At 50.2% G+C, this 18,393-nt stretch carries 16 protein-coding genes; 4 read left to right on the forward strand and 12 right to left on the reverse strand.

The annotated features are described in order from the left end of the window. Positions 1 to 87: 87 nt before the first annotated feature. The 3 genes from GC087_RS00660 to GC087_RS00670 form a co-directional block, all read right to left on the reverse strand. Positions 88 to 1,224, reverse strand: coding sequence for a glycosyltransferase family 4 protein (locus GC087_RS00660; RefSeq protein ID WP_058701566.1), 1,137 nt, complete (start codon positions 1,222 to 1,224; stop codon positions 88 to 90). Next, positions 1,217 to 2,293 carry a putative lipopolysaccharide heptosyltransferase III gene (gene rfaQ, locus GC087_RS00665; RefSeq protein WP_033738063.1) on the reverse strand — a complete coding sequence of 359 codons (1,077 nt, stop codon included), beginning with the start codon at positions 2,291 to 2,293 and terminating at the stop codon, positions 1,217 to 1,219. Before rfaQ ends, GC087_RS00660 begins: the two co-directional genes overlap by 8 nt. A 73-nt stretch (positions 2,294 to 2,366) precedes the next feature. Further along, on the reverse strand, positions 2,367 to 3,317 hold the full coding sequence (locus GC087_RS00670; protein ID WP_232379007.1) for a glycosyltransferase: 951 nt from the start codon (positions 3,315 to 3,317) through the stop codon (positions 2,367 to 2,369). A 215-nt stretch (positions 3,318 to 3,532) separates the two neighbouring features. Here GC087_RS00670 and GC087_RS00675 point away from each other — a divergent pair, with 215 nt between their 5' ends. Continuing rightward, on the forward strand, positions 3,533 to 4,615 hold the full coding sequence (locus GC087_RS00675; RefSeq protein ID WP_054632869.1) for a glycosyltransferase family 9 protein: 1,083 nt from the start codon (positions 3,533 to 3,535) through the stop codon (positions 4,613 to 4,615). Positions 4,616 to 4,717: 102 nt separating this feature from the next. Here GC087_RS00675 and GC087_RS00680 read toward each other — a convergent pair whose 3' ends face one another. Next, on the reverse strand, positions 4,718 to 5,803 hold the full coding sequence (locus tag GC087_RS00680; protein ID WP_033738067.1) for a glycosyltransferase: 1,086 nt from the start codon (positions 5,801 to 5,803) through the stop codon (positions 4,718 to 4,720). 320 nt (positions 5,804 to 6,123) lie between these two features. On the opposite strand from GC087_RS00680, the gene GC087_RS00685 reads away from it, so the two are divergent. Beyond that, positions 6,124 to 7,095 (forward strand): polysaccharide deacetylase family protein, encoded by a 972-nt coding sequence (locus tag GC087_RS00685; RefSeq protein WP_054632871.1) that lies wholly within the window; start codon positions 6,124 to 6,126, stop codon positions 7,093 to 7,095. A gap of 22 nt (positions 7,096 to 7,117) precedes the next feature. Here GC087_RS00685 and GC087_RS00690 read toward each other — a convergent pair whose 3' ends face one another. Genes GC087_RS00690 through rfaD form a run of 6 tightly spaced genes read right to left on the reverse strand, consistent with a single transcriptional unit; the run spans position 7,118 to position 13,465 of the window. Continuing rightward, complete coding sequence (locus GC087_RS00690; protein ID WP_324030560.1) at positions 7,118 to 8,086, reverse strand: glycosyltransferase family 2 protein; 969 nt, start codon at positions 8,084 to 8,086, stop codon at positions 7,118 to 7,120. Continuing rightward, on the reverse strand, positions 8,083 to 9,339 hold the full coding sequence (locus GC087_RS00695; protein WP_164482766.1) for an O-antigen ligase family protein: 1,257 nt from the start codon (positions 9,337 to 9,339) through the stop codon (positions 8,083 to 8,085). The genes GC087_RS00690 and GC087_RS00695 overlap by 4 nt, the downstream gene beginning before the upstream one ends. Next, the gene (locus GC087_RS00700; protein ID WP_054632874.1) at positions 9,336 to 10,505 is read right to left on the reverse strand and encodes a glycosyltransferase; all 1,170 of its coding nucleotides are present in this window, start codon (positions 10,503 to 10,505) and stop codon (positions 9,336 to 9,338) included. Before GC087_RS00700 ends, GC087_RS00695 begins: the two co-directional genes overlap by 4 nt. Next, on the reverse strand, positions 10,502 to 11,470 hold the full coding sequence (rfaC, locus tag GC087_RS00705) for a lipopolysaccharide heptosyltransferase RfaC (protein WP_054632875.1): 969 nt from the start codon (positions 11,468 to 11,470) through the stop codon (positions 10,502 to 10,504). Before rfaC ends, GC087_RS00700 begins: the two co-directional genes overlap by 4 nt. Next, positions 11,458 to 12,516, reverse strand: coding sequence for an ADP-heptose--LPS heptosyltransferase RfaF (gene rfaF, locus GC087_RS00710; RefSeq protein ID WP_324029429.1), 1,059 nt, complete (start codon positions 12,514 to 12,516; stop codon positions 11,458 to 11,460). The genes rfaC and rfaF overlap by 13 nt, the downstream gene beginning before the upstream one ends. Before the next feature lie 16 nt (positions 12,517 to 12,532). Beyond that, positions 12,533 to 13,465 carry an ADP-glyceromanno-heptose 6-epimerase gene (gene rfaD / locus GC087_RS00715; RefSeq protein ID WP_033738074.1) on the reverse strand — a complete coding sequence of 311 codons (933 nt, stop codon included), beginning with the start codon at positions 13,463 to 13,465 and terminating at the stop codon, positions 12,533 to 12,535. Positions 13,466 to 13,692: 227 nt separating this feature from the next. Between rfaD and GC087_RS00720 the strand changes: the two genes are divergently transcribed. Next, complete coding sequence (locus tag GC087_RS00720; protein WP_039342497.1) at positions 13,693 to 14,889, forward strand: glycine C-acetyltransferase; 1,197 nt, start codon at positions 13,693 to 13,695, stop codon at positions 14,887 to 14,889. Between the two features lie 9 nt (positions 14,890 to 14,898). After that, positions 14,899 to 15,927 (forward strand): L-threonine 3-dehydrogenase, encoded by a 1,029-nt coding sequence (tdh, locus tag GC087_RS00725; protein WP_033738079.1) that lies wholly within the window; start codon positions 14,899 to 14,901, stop codon positions 15,925 to 15,927. Positions 15,928 to 15,990: 63 nt separating this feature from the next. Here tdh and GC087_RS00730 read toward each other — a convergent pair whose 3' ends face one another. Further along, positions 15,991 to 16,902 (reverse strand): divergent polysaccharide deacetylase family protein, encoded by a 912-nt coding sequence (locus tag GC087_RS00730; protein ID WP_033738082.1) that lies wholly within the window; start codon positions 16,900 to 16,902, stop codon positions 15,991 to 15,993. Next, positions 16,903 to 18,204 carry a murein hydrolase activator EnvC gene (envC, locus tag GC087_RS00735; RefSeq protein ID WP_033738084.1) on the reverse strand — a complete coding sequence of 434 codons (1,302 nt, stop codon included), beginning with the start codon at positions 18,202 to 18,204 and terminating at the stop codon, positions 16,903 to 16,905. It abuts the gene before it with no gap. Between the last annotated feature and the right edge of the window lie 189 nt (positions 18,205 to 18,393).

Consider the following 18,393-nt stretch of genomic DNA (forward strand, 5'->3'; position numbering starts at 1 on the left):
TACCGTTATGACACGTTGGCGTCAAAAAAGCAGTTTAAAGTCAGATTACTGCATATTATCAGAAACAGCATGATCACTCATCTCACATCATGATTGGGTACGCAGCACCTGCTCATAGAGGGAGGTAAGGGAATGCGCCAGGTGCTGTGGGCTGTATGGCTCAACCCTGCGCCGCGCCGCTTCTCCCATTCGCGCGTCGACGGTCAGACTCGACAGGGCGTTTATCGCCTGGTTCAGGCCTTTAATATCCAGCGCATCGCGAACAAATCCTTCCTGGCCTTCGCGAATAAACTCAGCGCCGCCACAGCCGGTGCTGGTAATGACCGGTAAACCACAGGCCATCGCCTCCAGTACGACGTTGGGGAAGGGATCATATAAGGTCGGCAGCAGCAAACCATCGGCAGCATGATAGAAAGGCTGTACGTCCTGCTGCACGCCGACAAAACGCAAGCGGTCAAGGCAGTTCAGTTGATTAGCCAACTGCTGATAACGTTTTACCTGTTTGTCCTGGCCTACCACAATCAGATAACGATGACTGTTGGCCAGCGCTTCAATGGCCGCTTTCAGGCCTTTGCGTTCAAAACCCGATCCCACGTAAATCAGCACTGTCGCGTTGGTGGGCAGATTCAGTTGGGTCCGCATGGCATGGCGCGTGGCCTCGGTCGCAGGCTGAAAGCGCGTGGCATCAATCGCATTGTAGATAACGTGTATTTTGTCTGCCTGCAGCGTAAAACAGCGCAAAATGTCTTGTTTTACCATCTCAGAATTGCAGATCACCGCTTTCAGTGAGGGAGACTGGAACATGTCCGCTTCCGCCCGCAAAACGTAACGATGGTAAGGACTCAGGCTGGCACTCAGGCGCTGTAGTGGTGATACAATGCGGGCACGTTGCTCAAGCCAGACACGGTGAACGCCATCGCCGGCCCGAAAAATATCACAGCCTGCGATGCGCTCATGGCTTTGTACGATATCAAACTTCTCCCGCTCCCAGCAGGCCCGCGCAGCCTGTGCAAATCCTCGCTCGCGTGAAACCCGCCCCAGTTTGCCTGGATTACAGATGTGCAGATGCCAGTCTGGGTTGGGTTTGCCCTGCCAGCTGCGGGTAATGATATTGAGATCCAGTTGCTCACTTCCCAGCGCTTCCAGCGCGCGTGAGATAAACCGTTCTGCGCCGCCATCAGGACGATATTTTTGCCGGACAATGGCCAGACGTAACTTACGCATTCAGATAGCTCCTTGCGGCATTCACGACATCCTCAACCGGGATGGCCGATAAATAACGCTGATCGGTCCGGGTATCAATAGAATCCGGATGGGGCAGAGATCCATAGTCGCCCGCCCAGATCACCCGATTGTTATCTCCCCACGGACGCCAGTGCTGCAGCTTGGTCGGTCCGAAAAGGGCGATGCAGGGTGTATCCAGCGCCGCCGCCATATGCATGGGCGCGGAGTCGACACCGATAAAGAGTTGCGCGCCCGCGATAAGCGCCGCCAACTGAGGTAAAGAGAGTTGACCCGCAAACGAGATAACGTGAGGGGAATGGCATTGTGCCAGAATACGTTCGACCATCTCCCGTTCATTTGCATCGGGGCCTGCCGTCAGTATCACTTTGCGATCGGCTTGGGCTAACTGATCGATGGTGGCCGCGACCTTGTCCTCTTCCCAACATTTAAACTGCCAGCGTGAAGTGGGCTGTAAAACAATATAGCCCCCGGCAACCTGCTGCTGACGGAGCTTGTCCTGCACTTTTTGCGCATCGTCGGGGCTGAAATGCATTGAGGCACCGATGCCTTCCGCTGGAATAGTCAATGGAGAAAGTGCGGACAGATTTTGTTCCACTGTGTGTAATTGCTCATGATTTTCAGTGGTAACCAAATGCGTGTGGCACCAGCGCCAGATGGCCTTGTCACGTTTTGTGAAGGCAAAGCCAATACGTACTGGTGCACCAGATAAACCGGTGATAATGGCGCTGCGCCACTGATCGGCAAGGTTAATGACCAGGTCATACTGACAGTTGCGGACGGCAGCGACCAGCGCCATTTCATGGCGGAATTTTTGCCAGCCACCTTCCTTTTTCCAGCCGCGGTCAATGACATGCAGATGGCGGATGGCAGGATGTGCTTCCAGCATAGGACGGGTTTCTTTATAGAGCAGAACATCAATCACGGCCTGTGGGTAATGCCGATGCAAAGCATTGATGACAGGCGTGGTCAGCAGCATGTCGCCATGATGACGCAGTTTGATTATCAGTATTTTTTTCGGTGCAAACTGGACTGGAATCGGGCTTGTCATACTCAAATGCTCTCAAAATTCAGTGAGCTGATTGTAGGGCAAACCCTTTAGGGGTTAAAGCAAGTGACGGCGCTTATTTCCTGCGCCAGTAATAAATCCGTCCCAGCCACAGCAGCAGGTGATACCACTGCTTAATACCACGTGCATTGCGCAACATACGTTTGTGCGTCCCGGTCGCGAACACATCTGCAATCATCGCCTGACGCGCAGCCTCATCGGGCTCACGTCGAATACTGTGACAAACGCTCAGGGCTTCGTGCGTTACCTGATAATGGAACGTCGGGTATATTTTAACTTTATCGCGGTAGCGCGCATTAATCTCTTCCAGCATTCTGGCAATTTTCAGGTAATGGCGCTGATATTCGACATTGGCCTGTCCGGTGCGCTTGCGGTTACTGATTGAAGCGTCATGCGTATGATAACGGTACAGTTGTCTGTCGGTGTAGCGCACGCGCTGCACATTGAGCATAAGTTCTGTCGTCCACGGAATGTCCTGATGGTGTAGTCCGGGTTCGAACGCCAGTTTTGTTTTTTCAATCAGTTCACGGCGATAAATGCCCAGCCAGACAACATGCTTATAGCGATGTGTTTTCAGCGCCTTGTTAAGCCACTCTGGGCCGCTGAGAACTGTCGTGCCAGAAAGGCGCTCCAGCGGTATTAGCGGTTGAATCGCATTGTCGGCCGGAAAAAACCATTCAGCGTTACATTGCGCTACATCCAGATTATCCGCTTCTGCCATATCTGTCAGCGTCTGGTACATGTCGGGCTTCATGGTGTCATCAGCATCAGGAAAGGTCACGTACTTGCCGCGAGCCACTGCCAGGCCAGCATTGCGCGCACGGGATACGCCACCGTTTGGTTGGTGAATGACCCGAATGTGAGGATAGCGTTGCGCGTAGTTGTCAGCCTGTTTACCGGAGTCATCGGTGGAACCATCATCAACGATGATGATTTCAAGTGATGTGAGCGTCTGCGCCAGTAAAGACTGGATAAAGCTTTCAAAACCGGCACCAGCATTAAACATCGGCGTGATAATGGACAATAAAGGCGAATTCTGTATCACGGCATTATGCATTTTAGTGAAATCTAGGCGGAACTTTGCCCGCATTATTACGAAAGCATTCAGAACTTTTTGTGCATTTAGGGTCAAATAAACGAGTAGCAGAAATTATTTTTTATGCAACTTTTGCGTGCGGGTGATCAAAAGCCCGGCTATGACTGTTTTAACCTGGGCACAGTATGAAAAATATTCTCGTCATCAGGCGCGATAACATCGGGGATATGGTGTGTACCACCCCGCTGCTGGAAGGTATTAAAAAGGTTTTTCCCGAGGCAAAACTGACATTATTGGTTAACAAAGTCGCGCAGGATGTGGTGCTGAATAATCCCCACATTGATTCGCTACATGTCTATAAAAAAGCCAAACACCGTAGTAAAAACGAGAGCGCAATGGGTGTCTACTGGCATCGTTTGAAAATTTTCTGGATGTTGCGTCAGACTCGTTTTGATGCGGTAGTGCTGGCCAATCCGGTGCCCTGCAGGTACAGCCTGCGTCTCGCACGTTTAGCGGGAGCAACAAATATCATTGGCGCGGGCCAGCCTAATCAAGGGTTTACCCGAAGTTTCAGTAGCGCAGATTTTTCTGGAAATCATCAGGTTGAACACACCTACTCTTACCTCTCATCGTTAACCGCTCATTTACCCGACGTTCCCCCCGTAAGAGTTTATCTGACAAAGTCAGAGCGGGAGGAGGCAGAATCGCGTGTACATGCGTTGTTTCCCGTTGAGGGCCAGACTTATGGCGTGCATATCAGCAGTCGCTGTGCAAAGCGCCGCTGGGCAATAGATAATTATGCTGCGTTTATCCATCACCTCTTAAAGGATGAAAAGGCTCGCGTATTACTGTTTTGGTCACCTCAGGGTGCGCTGGGGCCTGAGGATATGGGAGATAACGCGCGTGCTGAAAAGCTCCTACAGTTAGTTAATTCTTCACGAATAGCAGCCTATCCTACAGGGTCAGTGCGTGATCTGATGGCGGGTTTTCATTGCTGTGATCAGATTTTGTGTAGTGACGGCGGTCAAATGCATATCGCAGCGGGTTTGCACAAAAAACAGGTCGTGTTTTTTGGTGATACGGATGCCCTTGGCTGGCATCCGTGGTCAGGTGAATACAAAATTTTGCAGTCACCTTCTGGTGAAAGCAATGATTTCACCCCGGAATACGTTATCCACGCCTGGCGAGAACTCGAGGGGATCTCGCAAAAAGGAGAATACAGGCAGTCAACCTTCTGTGAGTCGCCTGTTTTTTTTCAGACGTCCTGAATAAGACATAGCCCCTCTCGAACATGCCGTTCCTGTCATCTGTTAAGGCGATGACAGAACGGCTAACGAGCAAAAAAATTAAGTAACGGCGAGCGCGAGGGTTCAGGTCTCCGCTAACTGCAGATATTGGTGACAAATCGTGGAAAGACTATAGATGCTTAAGTCCACCTGGTTCAAATCGGGCGGATTAGCGTAGATGTCACGCATTTTTTCAGCCAGCGAGGCGGCATTCATTTCAGAAAGACCGCGTGCTAAATCGCCGGTTAAAATACTTGCAGGTCCACCGGGGCATCGCGTGCTGACCACCGGCGTTCCACAGCTCATGGCTTCAATCAGCACATTGCCAAATCCTTCACTGTCCGAACTCAAAATCAGCATTCGCGCATGCCGTAGCCAGGGATAAGGATTCGACTGAAAGCCTGCAAATTGTACGCGGTCTGAAATACTCAATTGTTGAGCCAGACGATATAACTTTTCTTTTGCCCCTTCGTTGCCTTGACCCAGTAGAACTAAAGGTGCGTGAATCCCACTTTGCGCATAAGCATCCAGCAAACGGTCGTGGCGTTTAGTTTCATGAAAGCGCCCGATATGTAGAAGAAATTCAGTGCCTGCAAGTGGGCACGGTTCTGATGCGCGTTGTCTGATTTCATCAAAATCAAAAGGATTGAAAATCACACCGGTCCGGGAAGGTTTCACGCCAACGCGTGTAATTAGATCATCAAGCGCATACTGAGAAACGGCTATCACCTGGCGATTACGATAGACGTGACGGATTTTCTGACGTTTAAGCCACAACGAAAAGCCGGATTTGCGCGCCAGATAAGAGGCTGAAAAGACGCCGTGGATGCAGTACCAGGTCTTAAGGGCGTTAAGTGCACGCGAAGCGCTTACAATGCGGTCAGTTTTATGAAGATGTGAGAGCACTAAATCAAATTTGCCCTCCCGGGCCTCGCTGAGTCGGACGGCATTGTCCAGCAGAGTGGCACGGCGAGCTGTTTCTGTGAGCTTCCGCCAGGGGCGACGACATGTGTCGCGAATAACCTGATAATCAAGCCCTGCCGGAAGGGCATAATCGCAAACGTCCCGCAGTGAAAAAAGCGATACGCGATGTCCTTCATTGATCATACCCTGAGCCAGCGTCAGCACCACTTTTTCAGCGCCGCCGCCGGGTAACCCATCAATTATCATCAAAATACGCTTGGACAACTTACCACCTCATCAACGCCGACAATTTATGCATGATCTCAACGCTGACATTTCCCGTCATAAAAGGGATACCAAAAAACGGACCGGACTGTTCTGAGGTATCTCACTGAATATCAAGAAAACATCGCCATACTTCTACCGTATTTTTACGATGAAGACATCCTGATTAAACGCATTATTCTAGGATATCACTTAGCGGCTGACCACGGATAAAGATCGCGCTGTGGACAATTATAGTTTTGCTTGCGTCGGTTGCCCTGCGTAACATAGCAGGATGATCTCTACCGCTTGTTGGATAAGTTATGGACAAACCCGCGTTTTTAATCACCCTGGATACTGAAGGCGATAATATCTGGCGCAATCGCAGTGGCAATGTCACTACGCACAATGTTCGGTTTTTGCCACGTTTTCAGTCTCTGTGCGAAAAATACGCGTTCAAACCTACCTGGCTTACCAACTATGAAATGGTTAGCGATCCGGCTTATGTTGAATTCGGGCGTGACCTTCTTTCACGGGGGCAGGGTGAAATCGGTATGCATCTGCACGCCTGGTATAGTCCTCCTGATTATGCGCTGACTGAAGATGACTGGCGTTATAAACCTTACCTGATTGAATATCCTGAAAACATCCTGCGGGATAAAGTCGCCCGTATGACGGATTTGCTTGAGACCGCCTTTGAGACAAAAATGCGCAGTCATCGGGCCGGTCGCTGGGCCTTTAATGAAATATACGCACGCGCACTAATTGAGCATGGTTATCTGGTGGACTGCTCCGTCACACCACGTGTTGACTGGCGCAATTCGTTGGGGGCACCTCAGGGAACGGGCGGTACCGATTACAGTGGTTTCCCTGACCAGGCTTATTATGTCGATATCAACGACATTTCGAAACCTGGCGACTCGACCTTATTAGAATTACCGATGAGCATTCAGTACCGGCATGGCGCATTGAAAAATACGCTAAAAAAAGCCTGGGATAATGTTCGGGGTAAATCAAGAGGAGCAAGGGTAAACTGGTTGAGGCCCGTGGGTGGAAATCTGGCACAAATGAAACAGGTGGTTGAACAAACCCTGGCGCAGGGCAATGATTATGTTGAGTTCATGCTGCATTCGTCTGAATTTATGCCAGACGGGAGCCCGACCTTCAAAAACCACGCTGATATAGACCGTCTGTATGATGATTTGGAACAGCTGTTTAGCTGGCTTCAGGTACGCACTCAGGGCATGACGCTGACTGAATACGCCCTAAAGAAAAAACATTCCCCGGTGTCATGACCGGGGGAACGTTAAAGGCCCGCTATTGGCTTTTGTAGCGAAGCCATGAAAAAAACGTGTCGACTTCCGGGTAGCGCATTTGCATGTATTTTTTTGTTTTGCAACTGCCCTTGCAAAGACGTGCCGCAGACTTGATTGCGTGTTTAGTCTGATTGTCATAATGATAAAAGCCATAAACTTTTTTCGACATGCTTTTGGCTTCATTAAAGCAATTAACGATCATGCCCGCCGCAAGATCGCGCAGTTCATTATTTGACTGCGCCATCTTACACATTTTGTTCATCGCGAACAGCATATCCTGAATATCACTCTTGCGTACATTCCGCGTAATACTGTGGTTGTTATCACGGTAGTAATAGAGTGTGTTCTCAAGATGAGCGATTTTTTGTGTTTTCAGGTATTGAAAGGGAGTGAACATCACGTCCTCGTAACGTCTCCCTACTTCAAAGCGCTCACCTTCCAGCAAAGTGCGTCTGTAAATGCGATTCCACAGGTGCCACATGGATCGGGTAAAGAGTGAATTCAGGCAATTCAACCCCTGACCTGAAAAATCGTACGAGATGCGTTGGGGCAGTTCGTCATCTGTGGCTTCCGGAATACTGTGCTCAAATCGGGCATAATTAAAATCAATCAGGTCATCCACATCGGCTAACAATAGCGGCCGGATAATTGAGAGATAGTTCCTGCTGAGCAAATCATCAGCATCCAGAAAGGTAATGAATTTACCTTTGGCTTCCTGAAGGCCTGCATTGCGGGCAGCAGAAACGCCCTGATTAGTTTGCTGGATAAATTCAACTGAACAGGGTGGATTTGTGCTCAGCAATTCTTTAACACGCAGCGCAGAGTCATCTGTCGAACCATCATCGATAATGATGACCTGGATATCCTCACCTGCCTGAATGAACAGCGACGTCAGGCAAGAATGAATATATTGTTGACTATTATATAGAGGGATGATGATGCTTAATAGCCAGTCCCGGTGTTGACTCATTCCGTTTCCTGTAATCCATCGGATGTTTTTATGAGTAAGATACTCATGATGACAGCCAGGCAATAGATCAATGTGCCTTCAGTACTGAAAAAGATGACGTCGCTCAGACCATAGGTTATGAGCGAAATGGTCACGGCCAACAACGCTGGATTACGATAAGGCAGCAGAGCATTATATAATAAACAGAAATACAGGCCAATCAGCGCCAGCACGCCCAGAATGCCTTTAATCGAAAAGGTTTCCATTACTTCGTTATGCATGTGAACCGTGAGATAAGTAAGCGCGCCATAAAGTGCGGGTTCTTTTGCCACAATGGCTTTTGCTTCCTCCGCTCTTTGCTCAGCGGACTCTCCCCAAATGGCTTCTGAGCCTGTCCGAAATGCCACAGTTTGCATACTTAAGCGCGAAATAATCGAGTTTTCACCTTTTTGCTCATGCTTATGCGCAATATCTTCATTAAATTGTTGAATGCGCAAAGCAATAACGTTATGGAAGATGGCTGCACTTAGCGCAATCATCACAGGGACCAGCGTGAACAGAATGATTTTATGTCGGCGGCTGATGATGTGAGTACTCATCAGCACAATGATCAAGGTCAGGACTGGATAAGCAAGCATCGCGGCCCGCGTTCCGGTCAGCACGATCGAAGCATAGCTAAAGGTAAAGGCAGCAAGGAAAAGCAGGACTCTGTGTCTTGATTTTAAGAGTAAGACCGCTTTAATGAAAACCAGGTTAACCGCCGTAATAATATAGGCGGCAACCGTCGCCCTGTCGAAATTCAGCTCTACACGATGGATATGCATGTCAATGCCCTGGTAAATCGCATAGCCGTTCACAACCAGCCCACAAAGAATGGCAGCAATGATTGTATTTTTTTGCAGGGCTGCTTTTTCATTGAGCGTCACAAGTAAAATAAATGCGGCAGCAATCTGTAGTCGCCCTGTCGACTGGTACTGTCGATAAAGACTAATAAAATCACCGGGCTGTTTATACATTACTGTCCAGATTATGCTGATAATCCCAACAGCAAAAAATGCCCCAGGTAATATTAGGTTGCGTTTGTTAACGAGATAAGTTTTTAGATTGAAAACGACCAATAAAAAAGAGAGATAACTCGTCAGATAAAACGCATTTCTGCCAAGAGAACCACCGAACGGCGAAGTAATAAAGGAAAAGATACACCCTATAAAAATAAGTATTTTTATAGTGCGAGATAAGGCCTCTTTTTTAATAATTAAATGGTCAGTTTTCATTTTTTTCTTATAACGTCCATTAAAGCATCGTTAAATTCTGTCTTAAACAGCGCATAATCAAAATGTTCTGCTGTCCAGTTTTTTGCTGTGTCACTGTATTGCTGATAGGTTTCATGCTGAGATAAAACGTCAACGGCATCGGCGCAATCAATATGAGAAACCAGTTTGGCGTCTTGCATTACATCCCGCACAGGATCGTAAATCTTATAAGGGAAATCCACATGAATTCCTGTTAATTTTTCATGTTCATCAATCGTTACTGAAGGAATCAACCCCAGGCCACATTGTTGATGCCTGACCACTTCAGGTTGTCCATCGATCATCGGGAATATCACGGGGACGCCGAAATAGAGTGCTTCCATACAGGAAAGACCAAAGGGTTCAGTGACAGGTGTGCTGAGATAAATATCAATACGATTGAAAAATGCACCAATGTCATGCTGAAAACCGCTGAAAGTAACGAATTCGCTGATATCTAAACGTTTAGCGAGTGCAACAAAAGCATCATGATCGGGCCCTTTTCCCGCAATTTCCAGTACGACATTCCGGCCGCGCTGGCGTAATTCCTTTAAAGCTAACAGCGCGACGCTAATACCCTTCAGGCTAACCTGACGAGCAGCAGTGCCGAGACGGATCGGGTTATTTAGCGTCCGGATGCCAGAATGGATTCCCTGAGGCACCATGATGCGGTTAATCACTACGTGATGGGGACAGGGCAGATTAAAACGAAGCTGCATCACGCGATTAGAGGCATAAGAAGCAGAAATGACACCATCCAGCATGGCCATAAAGCCCAGCGTTTTTTTATTTTTGGGATATCGCCATGAGCAGCCATGATCGTAATAAACCAGACTTGCCCGCTCAGGTTTTGCGCTTAATCCCGGAATCAAATCCCAGACGACGATTACATCGGCATCGCTCGACTCTACGCGCTTTTGTAGCAAATATTTCCGAAGAAATTGTGGGACTTTTATTTTCAGGTTATTTAACCATCGATTGGCGAAGATGATTTTTTGTTGAGGGATGTGACGGCGAATGTCATCATCGATCTCGTTACTGATGCAAATAACATCGTCACGCCCGTCAGAAAAATCGTTGATGTACTGTAGGAAAAGACGCTCAACGCCACCCATTTTGCCGAGATTAATGATATGAAGTTTCTTCATGCGGTAATCTCAAAAACCATATCTGCCACGTCCTTAGCGCTAATATCTGCCAATTTGCTGCCCTCTGCAGGACGCAAAACATGCTGATTTTGTCCGTAACCACCAATCAAGCCGGGATCGGTCGGACCGTATAACGTAATATTGGGTCTGTCCAGTGCTGCTGCCATATGGCTCAAACCTGTGTCTACTGAGACAACAGCTTTCGCACCTGCCAGCTGCTGAGCAACCGCTTCAAGAGTGAGCCTGGGCAATACCTCTACATGCTCAAAACCCTCAGCCAGCCGGATCGCACGCTGATGCTCATGCTCAGCGCCCCAGGGCAGTTTTACGCGCAAACCTGTCGGCTGGAGCCGTTCAATTAACTCGCGCCAGTGGGATTCCGGCCAGTGCTTGTTATCACGGGTCGTGGCATGCAGGAAGACCAGATAAGCGTTTTCACCCTGTAATGCCACATTGCGGAAATGGCCAGCAATAGCATAGTCTCCCTGCGTTTGCGGCTTCTCATAACCCAGGCTTTTCGCGAACAGTTCCCGGGTCCTCTCTACTGCGTGTTGCTGCTTACTGACCTCGTGCTTTTTGTCGTACCACCAACTGGCAAAGGGTTCACGCGCACTGCGGCTGTCCAGACCGTGCTTGACACCTTTAGCCAGACGCGTCACGAGTGCGGCACTCTTAATCAGCCCCTGAGCATCAATCACCACATCATAGTGGCGAGACTGTAAATCGCGTTTAAATCGAACACGTTCTTCACGCTGCTCGCTGCCGAACCAGTGCTTACGCCAGCGACGGATTGCAACGGGCAGAACCTTATCAACGGCGGGATGCCATGCAGGAATCTGGGCAAAATTTTCTTCTACCACCCAATCAAAACGAATACCGGGAAGGGCATGCATAGCATCAGTCAGGGCAGGTAACGTATGGAGCACATCCCCCATTGACGAGGTTTTAACAATCAGGACGTGCATGAACTCTCCTGGGCTTCACGCAACAAACTGCGTAATCTTTCATGGACTTGTGAAGGCTGGATGTCAATCAGGCTTTGATGGTAGCCCTGCTCAGCATCCCCTTTACGGACGCGATGGTAACCGCTGATTAAACGGATGATACGCGCCTGATCCGACAGCGGCGGGGTGAAGTCCGGGCTACTGGGACCATATAAAGCCACCAGTGGGCGGTTCAACGCGGCGGCAATGTGCATAAGACCAGAGTCATTGCTCACTATCGCCCGGCACTGGGCCAGCAGAGTGACAGCCTGTTCCAGCTGGGTTTGACCTGCCAGATTGCGGCAATGCTCACGACTTTTCTCGGGCAGCGACGCGATGATTTCTTCGCCAGTAGGGCCATCTTTTACTGAACCGAACAGCAGGATCTGAAACCCTTCGCGAATTAACTGTTCTGCCAGTGCGGCGTAGTGAAAATGCGGCCAGCGTTTTGCCGGACCAAATTCGGCGCCGGGGCAAAAGCCAATAGCCGGGCGCTCAGAGGAAAGTTGAAACTGCGCAGCCATTACGCTTTTTTCCGCTTCGCTGACCTGTAACTGCGGTTTCAGCAAGGGTTGTGGCAGTTGACGGGCTGAACGGAAAGGCGTGTCATAGGCCAGCGCAACATAACGCTCTACCATTAAAGGAAACGCGGCCTTATCCAGTACCCGCACATCATTCAACAGACCATAGCGCATTTCTCCGCGCCAGCCGACGCGGCGAGGAATACCCGCAAAAAAGGGCACCAATGCCGATTTGAATGAGTTGGGCAACACGTAAGCGCGATCATAACCCTGATCGCGCAGTGATTTACCCAAACGGCGGCGCTCGCCTATCGCCAGCGCTCCATGGCCGAGTGGCATGGCCAGCGCCTGATTCACTTCAGGCATTCGGGAAAGTAAAGGACGGCACCATTCAGGTGCCATCACATCAATCACCGCATCAGGATGTTCGGCCTTGAGCGTACGATAGAGACTTTGCGACATCATCATATCGCCGACCCACGACGGGCCGATCACCAGAATTTTCATTACCGGTATCCGTTCCTTAGACGTTGCGGTTTAACCAGGCCATATATTCAGACACGCCCTGTGCCACGGTTTTAAAAGGCTTGTCGTAGCCTGCCTCACGCAGTTTCGTCAGATCAGCCTGGGTATAAGCCTGATAACGGCCTTTCAGTTTTTCCGGGAAAGGAATGTATTCAATTTCACCTTTCTGATGGAAATTAAGCACGGCGTCCGCAACTTCCTGGAACGATTCGGCGCGGCCTGTGCCGCAGTTATAAATCCCGGAAATGCCGTTCTCCCAGCACCACAGATTGACTGACACAACATCATCAACATGAATAAAATCGCGTTTAAAGCTGTCGCTGCCCTCGAACAGTTTTGGATTTTCGTCATTACTGATCTGCGTATTCAGATGGAAGGCAACGCTCGCCATACTGCCTTTGTGGCCTTCGCGCGGTCCGTAAACGTTGAAGTAACGGAAACCACAGACTGGTGACGTTGCTTCTGGCAGAATCTGGCGTACATAGTGGTCAAACAGCATTTTTGAGTAGCCGTAAACGTTTAGCGGCTGCTCGTACTGACGCTCTTCGATAAAATTCTCATTGCGTCCACCATAGGTGGCTGCCGAAGAGGCATACAGAAAGGGGATTTCACGCTCAAGGCAAAAGTGCAGCAGGTCTTTTGAGTACTGATAGTTATTATCCATCATGTACTTACCATCCCACTCCGTTGTGGCTGAGCAGGCACCTTCATGGAACACCGCTTCAATCGGACCCAGATCTTCACCCGACATGATGTAGGTTAAGAACTCTTCTTTATCCATGTAATCTGTGATGTCCAGATCGGCAAGATTCACGAACTTGGTGCCATCTTTCAGATTATCTACGACCAGAATATCTGTATGGCCACGATCGTTCAGCGTCTTAACGATATTGCTGCCGATCATACCTGCGCCACCGGTTACGATAATCATATTGCTACCTTTAACGTTTTGTGGTGAAACGGGACGTCTCACGCGTAATGTCACCATCATAACATTTCATCCCGCCACAGACAGCCAGATGACTCCGTAAGGTCAGGACCCAAAATGCCTGTGACGTGAACTGTGCTACATAATTCACATTATTTTGGTCGATTAGGCGTTAAAAGGCGATATGTTCAGTCGTATTTGCCCCTTCCTACCTTTTCAGGAGTGTAATAATGTCAGCGCATTTTTATCAGCATATTCGTCAGCAACTGGCTATCGCCCAGCAAGAAGGGCTGTTCAAAAAAGAACGTATTATCACTTCCGCGCAGCAGGCTGAAATCGACGTTGGGCATCATCACGCTGTCATTAATTTCTGTGCAAATAATTACCTTGGGCTGGCTAACCATCCTGCTTTGATTCAGGCCGCGAAAGAGGGAATGGATTCGCACGGTTTTGGGATGGCATCGGTGCGCTTTATCTGTGGCACGCAGGATAAGCACAAACAACTGGAAAGAAAACTGGCTGATTTTCTGGGTATGGAAGACGCCATACTTTACTCCTCCTGCTTCGATGCGAATGGCGGATTATTTGAAACACTGCTGGGGGCTGAGGATGCCATCATTTCTGACGCACTTAATCACGCGTCGATTATTGATGGTGTGCGTCTGTGTAAAGCACAACGCTACCGTTACGCCAATAATGACATGAACGAGTTACGTGCCCGCCTGCAGGAAGCCAAAGATAACGGCGCAAAGACCATCATGATTGCAACCGATGGCGTCTTCTCTATGGATGGCGTAATTGCCAATCTGAAAGGCATTTGCGATTTGGCAGACGAATACTCTGCCCTGGTCATGGTCGATGATTCCCATGCGGTGGGTTTTGTGGGAAAGGCAGGGCGGGGAACGCATGAGTATTGTGATGTCATGGGGCGGGTAGACATCATCACCGGCACCCTGGGTAAGGCGCTGGGGGGTGCTTCCGGTGGCTATACGGCAGCCAAAACCGAGGTTATAGAATGGCTACGTCAGCGTTCAAGACCTTATCTGTTCTCTAATTCACTGGCACCCGCAATCGTGGCTGCCTCATTGCGCGTTCTGGATCTGTTAAGCGAAGGCGACGGACTGCGTCAGCGCCTCTGGGAAAACGCACGCCTGTTCCGCGAAAAAATGACGGCAGCGGGCTTTACGCTGGCGGGGGCCGATCACGCCATCATTCCGGTCATGCTGGGCGAAGCCAGCGTAGCGCAGGCGTTTGCACATCTGCTTCAGCAGGAGGGGATTTATGTGACCGGATTTTTCTATCCGGTAGTGCCAAAAGGTCAGGCACGTATTCGCACACAAATTTCAGCCGCGCACAGCCAGCAGCAGCTCGATACCGCTGTGGCCGCTTTCACGCGGATTGGTAAGCAACTTGGCGTGATCGCCTGAGGACAGACCATGAAAGCACTTGCGAAACTGAAAAAAGAGCAGGGTATCTGGATGGTTAACGATGCGCCCATGCCGGAGCCTGGCCACAACGATTTGCTGATCAAAATCCGCAAAACCGCGATCTGCGGCACCGATGTACATATTTACAACTGGGACGACTGGTCCCGTAAAACGATCCCCGTGCCCATGATTGTTGGCCATGAATATGTAGGCGAAGTGGTGGCTGTGGGGCAGGAAGTGAAAGGGTTTCAGATTGGCGATCGCGTTTCGGGTGAAGGTCACATTACCTGCGGGCACTGCCGTAACTGCCGGGCAGGGCGGACACATTTATGCCGCAATACGCAAGGTGTAGGTGTCAACCGGCAGGGATGCTTTGCTGAATATCTGGTGATCCCTGCCTTTAATGCCTTCAAAATTCCTGACAATATTTCAGACGAACTGGCGTCGATTTTTGACCCGTTTGGCAACGCAGTTCATACCGCTTTGTCCTTCGATCTGGTGGGAGAAGACGTTCTGATCTCTGGGGCAGGGCCGATTGGAATCATGGCGGCGGCGGTATGTCGTCATGTGGGTGCACGAAATGTCGTCATCACAGACATTAATGATTATCGCCTTGAACTGGCCCGTAAAATGGGCGTGACCTGTGCGGTCAACGTGGCGAAACATGACTTGCGTGAGGTCATGCATACGCTCGACATGCGAGAGGGCTTTGACGTGGGCTTAGAAATGTCGGGCGCACCGCCTGCTTTTCGGACCCTGCTTGACGTCATGAATCACGGCGGTCGTATCGCCTTACTGGGCATTCCGCCCGGTGAAATGGCCATCGACTGGAATCAGGTGATTTTTAAAGGGCTGTTTATTAAGGGCATTTACGGGCGGGAGATGTTTGAAACCTGGTACAAGATGGCCGCACTGATACAGTCAGGTCTGGATCTCACCCCGATCATTACACATCGCTACGATATAGATGACTTTCAGCGAGGTTTTGATGATATGCGGTCGGGGCAATCAGGAAAGGTGATTTTGAGCTGGACGTAATGTTGCCCTTTGTTTTTTTAACGTTGACGCTCAGCATCGGGTTTAAGGCCGATGCTGAGTGTGTCAGAAAAGTGCATTAATACGGCGATACAGCGGGCTCTCAGCGATGCTCTCACCAATCACGCCCAGTGCGCGTGTAGCAGGCACAGGTGACAGTGGTTGCTTCACTTTACATTCGCCTGGCGGCTGGAAGCCTTGCACTGGTTTATTGCGCGGCAGGGTTTTTGCCGGCGAAGCACTGCCGTTACGCAGCGGCTCATTTAATAACTGACCCGGTGTCACCAGCGTAATATCCGCAGGCAAAGTGGGCAGCATTTGTTGCAACACGCGCACAGTGTTCGGGTGCGGGTGACCAATCGCAATCGCATAGCCATCCCGCTCGGCCAGTTTCACTGCCCGACTAAATTGCTGACGGATGGCGTTGATGTCCTGGCTGTCGTCCAGAAAGACCCTGCGCTTTAGCACTCTGACATGCGTGCCCTGGGCGGCGGGTACAGACTGGCTGTTGCCAATCGTCATGCTGTCAAGGAAGTACAGATTGTACTGGTTAAGGGCCTGCATGACTTTTTGCATACCCGGCAGACTGGACGTCATTTTGCTGCCCATATGGTTATTCAGCCCCACCGCATAAGGCACGTTATTTACTGCACTGCGGATGATGCGATCAATCTCGGCGCTGCTCATCTCGGGCGTTAACGTGTTTTTTTCAAGGGGTTGCTTACTGAGAGGGGCCATGGGCAGATGAATCAGGACTTCGTGTCCGCCCTGATGCGCTTTGATTGCCATTTGACGTGCATAGGGCGCATCGGGGAGGACGGCAACCGATATCGCCTGCGGCATCTGCAACACTTTATTCTCTTCTGTAGGCCGGTAGCCGACATCATCAATAACAATGGCGAGCTTACCGGCCTGGGCTGCGAAACTGAGCAGCAATCCACTCAGCAGCGCAACCAGGGTCTTTCGCTGACGTAACACTTATTTTCCTAACCACGGAAGTGGATTAACCGCTTTACCCTGACGCCGGATTTCAAAGTAGAGCGAAGGTGTACCACGGCCACCGCTGGTGCCGACCAGGGCAATAGGCTGACCTGCTTTTACCTGAGCGCCGACGCTGACCAGTGCGCTTTGGTTGTAACCATAGAGGCTCATATCCCCTTTGCCATGTTCAATCACGACGACGAGGCCATAACCCTGTAACCAGTCAGCCATCAACACGCGACCATCGGCAATGGCTTTAACTTCTGTGCCCTCAGGCGCGTTAATGACCAGCCCTTTCCAGCGTAATTCGCCCTGAAGCTCCTCACCGAAGCGATGCTCAATCCGTCCTCTTACTGGCCAGATGTCCTGACCATTTGGCCGCCCAAGCCCGCCTGTGCGCGCCATCAGTTCGCGTTCACTCTGGGTTGGCTGATAGCTGGAGCCTTTCGCTTTTGCCTGCACCTGACGCTGGCGGACTTTTTCAGCCTCACGCGCTTCCCGTGCGGCGCGTTCACGCGCTTCTCGCTCGGCACGGGCAATTTTGTCTTGCAGGCGGCTTTCGTTCTGCCGCATCTCGACCAAATCAGCCTGATCTTTCTGCAGCGCACTTTCCAGAGAGGTTAGCGTTTTTTTGCGGGCGGCACTGGCTTGCTGAAGTTTGTCTTGCTGTGCTTGCTGCTGAGTTAACAACGATTTTTGCTGCTGCTGTTTTTGTTCCAGCGATGCGCGCTGTTGAGCCAGTTCCTTGCGGGTAGTTTGCAGGGCGGTGATATTTTCCTGACGTGCCGTGTTCAGGTAACCAAAGTAGGCCAGGATGCGCTCGCTGCGCTGACTTTCTTCACCACCTAACAGCAGTTGCAGGCCCTTGTGCTGGCCCTGACGAAAAGCGGCATCCAGTTGCTCTGCCAGCAGTTTTTCCTGCTGAGCCTGTTGTTTCTCAAGGTGGGCAACGGAGGCGGTGACCTGCGCGATGTCATTGTTTAAGGCGGACAGACTATTGCGCGTTTCACGCAACTGCCGGCTGGCCTGCGCAATGATTTTTTCCTGACTTTGCAGCTGATTAAGCAACTGGCTGCGCTGGGCTTTTTGCGCCTTAACGCTTTTTTCTTTTTCAGCAATTTCCTGCTGAATGGATTTCAGTTGCGCTTTGTTATCATCAGCGGCCAGCCCGGGTAAGGGCAATGACAACAGGCCCGCATAAAGCAGGCTAAAAGACAGAACGGACAAGCGTGTAAACAGCGGCACGGTAACGCCGTTGTGACGGGTCCATGTTGGCAGAGCAGGTGTCTTTCCCTTCATAGGTCGATGATTATTCCACGATGAACAGTTGCTTACCAGCATTGCCGACCGGCTTTTGCTTCCCTAAACGTGACCATTTTCAACAGTACAAGGCATAAGCGTCACGACATTTTTGCCATTCGGTGAATTTTTTTGGAAAATGACGCACAAATTATCACTCTGCCCGCTTAGCGTCTGTACATGCGAAGT

It is taken from the genome of Pantoea sp. JZ2, assembly GCF_035191405.1.
In the GTDB taxonomy this organism is placed as follows: domain Bacteria; phylum Pseudomonadota; class Gammaproteobacteria; order Enterobacterales; family Enterobacteriaceae; genus Pantoea; species Pantoea stewartii.

What these genes read in the sequence shown, in the direction of transcription:
- rfaF (WP_324029429.1), bottom strand. Translation starts at nt 12,516, where the DNA reads ATGAAAATTCTGGTGATCGGCCCGTCGTGGGTCGGCGATATGATGATG.
- GC087_RS00700 (WP_054632874.1), bottom strand. Translation starts at nt 10,505, where the DNA reads ATGAAGAAACTTCATATCATTAATCTCGGCAAAATGGGTGGCGTTGAG.
- GC087_RS00695 (WP_164482766.1), bottom strand. Translation starts at nt 9,339, where the DNA reads ATGAAAACTGACCATTTAATTATTAAAAAAGAGGCCTTATCTCGCACT.
- GC087_RS00660 (WP_058701566.1), bottom strand. Translation starts at nt 1,224, where the DNA reads ATGCGTAAGTTACGTCTGGCCATTGTCCGGCAAAAATATCGTCCTGAT.
- GC087_RS00680 (WP_033738067.1), bottom strand. Translation starts at nt 5,803, where the DNA reads ATGATAATTGATGGGTTACCCGGCGGCGGCGCTGAAAAAGTGGTGCTG.
- GC087_RS00685 (WP_054632871.1), top strand. Translation starts at nt 6,124, where the DNA reads ATGGACAAACCCGCGTTTTTAATCACCCTGGATACTGAAGGCGATAAT.
- rfaC (WP_054632875.1), bottom strand. Translation starts at nt 11,470, where the DNA reads ATGCACGTCCTGATTGTTAAAACCTCGTCAATGGGGGATGTGCTCCAT.
- rfaD (WP_033738074.1), bottom strand. Translation starts at nt 13,465, where the DNA reads ATGATTATCGTAACCGGTGGCGCAGGTATGATCGGCAGCAATATCGTT.
- GC087_RS00690 (WP_324030560.1), bottom strand. Translation starts at nt 8,086, where the DNA reads ATGAGTCAACACCGGGACTGGCTATTAAGCATCATCATCCCTCTATAT.
- GC087_RS00670 (WP_232379007.1), bottom strand. Translation starts at nt 3,317, where the DNA reads ATGTTTAATGCTGGTGCCGGTTTTGAAAGCTTTATCCAGTCTTTACTG.
- tdh (WP_033738079.1), top strand. Translation starts at nt 14,899, where the DNA reads ATGAAAGCACTTGCGAAACTGAAAAAAGAGCAGGGTATCTGGATGGTT.
- GC087_RS00675 (WP_054632869.1), top strand. Translation starts at nt 3,533, where the DNA reads ATGAAAAATATTCTCGTCATCAGGCGCGATAACATCGGGGATATGGTG.
- envC (WP_033738084.1), bottom strand. Translation starts at nt 18,204, where the DNA reads ATGAAGGGAAAGACACCTGCTCTGCCAACATGGACCCGTCACAACGGC.
- GC087_RS00720 (WP_039342497.1), top strand. Translation starts at nt 13,693, where the DNA reads ATGTCAGCGCATTTTTATCAGCATATTCGTCAGCAACTGGCTATCGCC.
- rfaQ (WP_033738063.1), bottom strand. Translation starts at nt 2,293, where the DNA reads ATGACAAGCCCGATTCCAGTCCAGTTTGCACCGAAAAAAATACTGATA.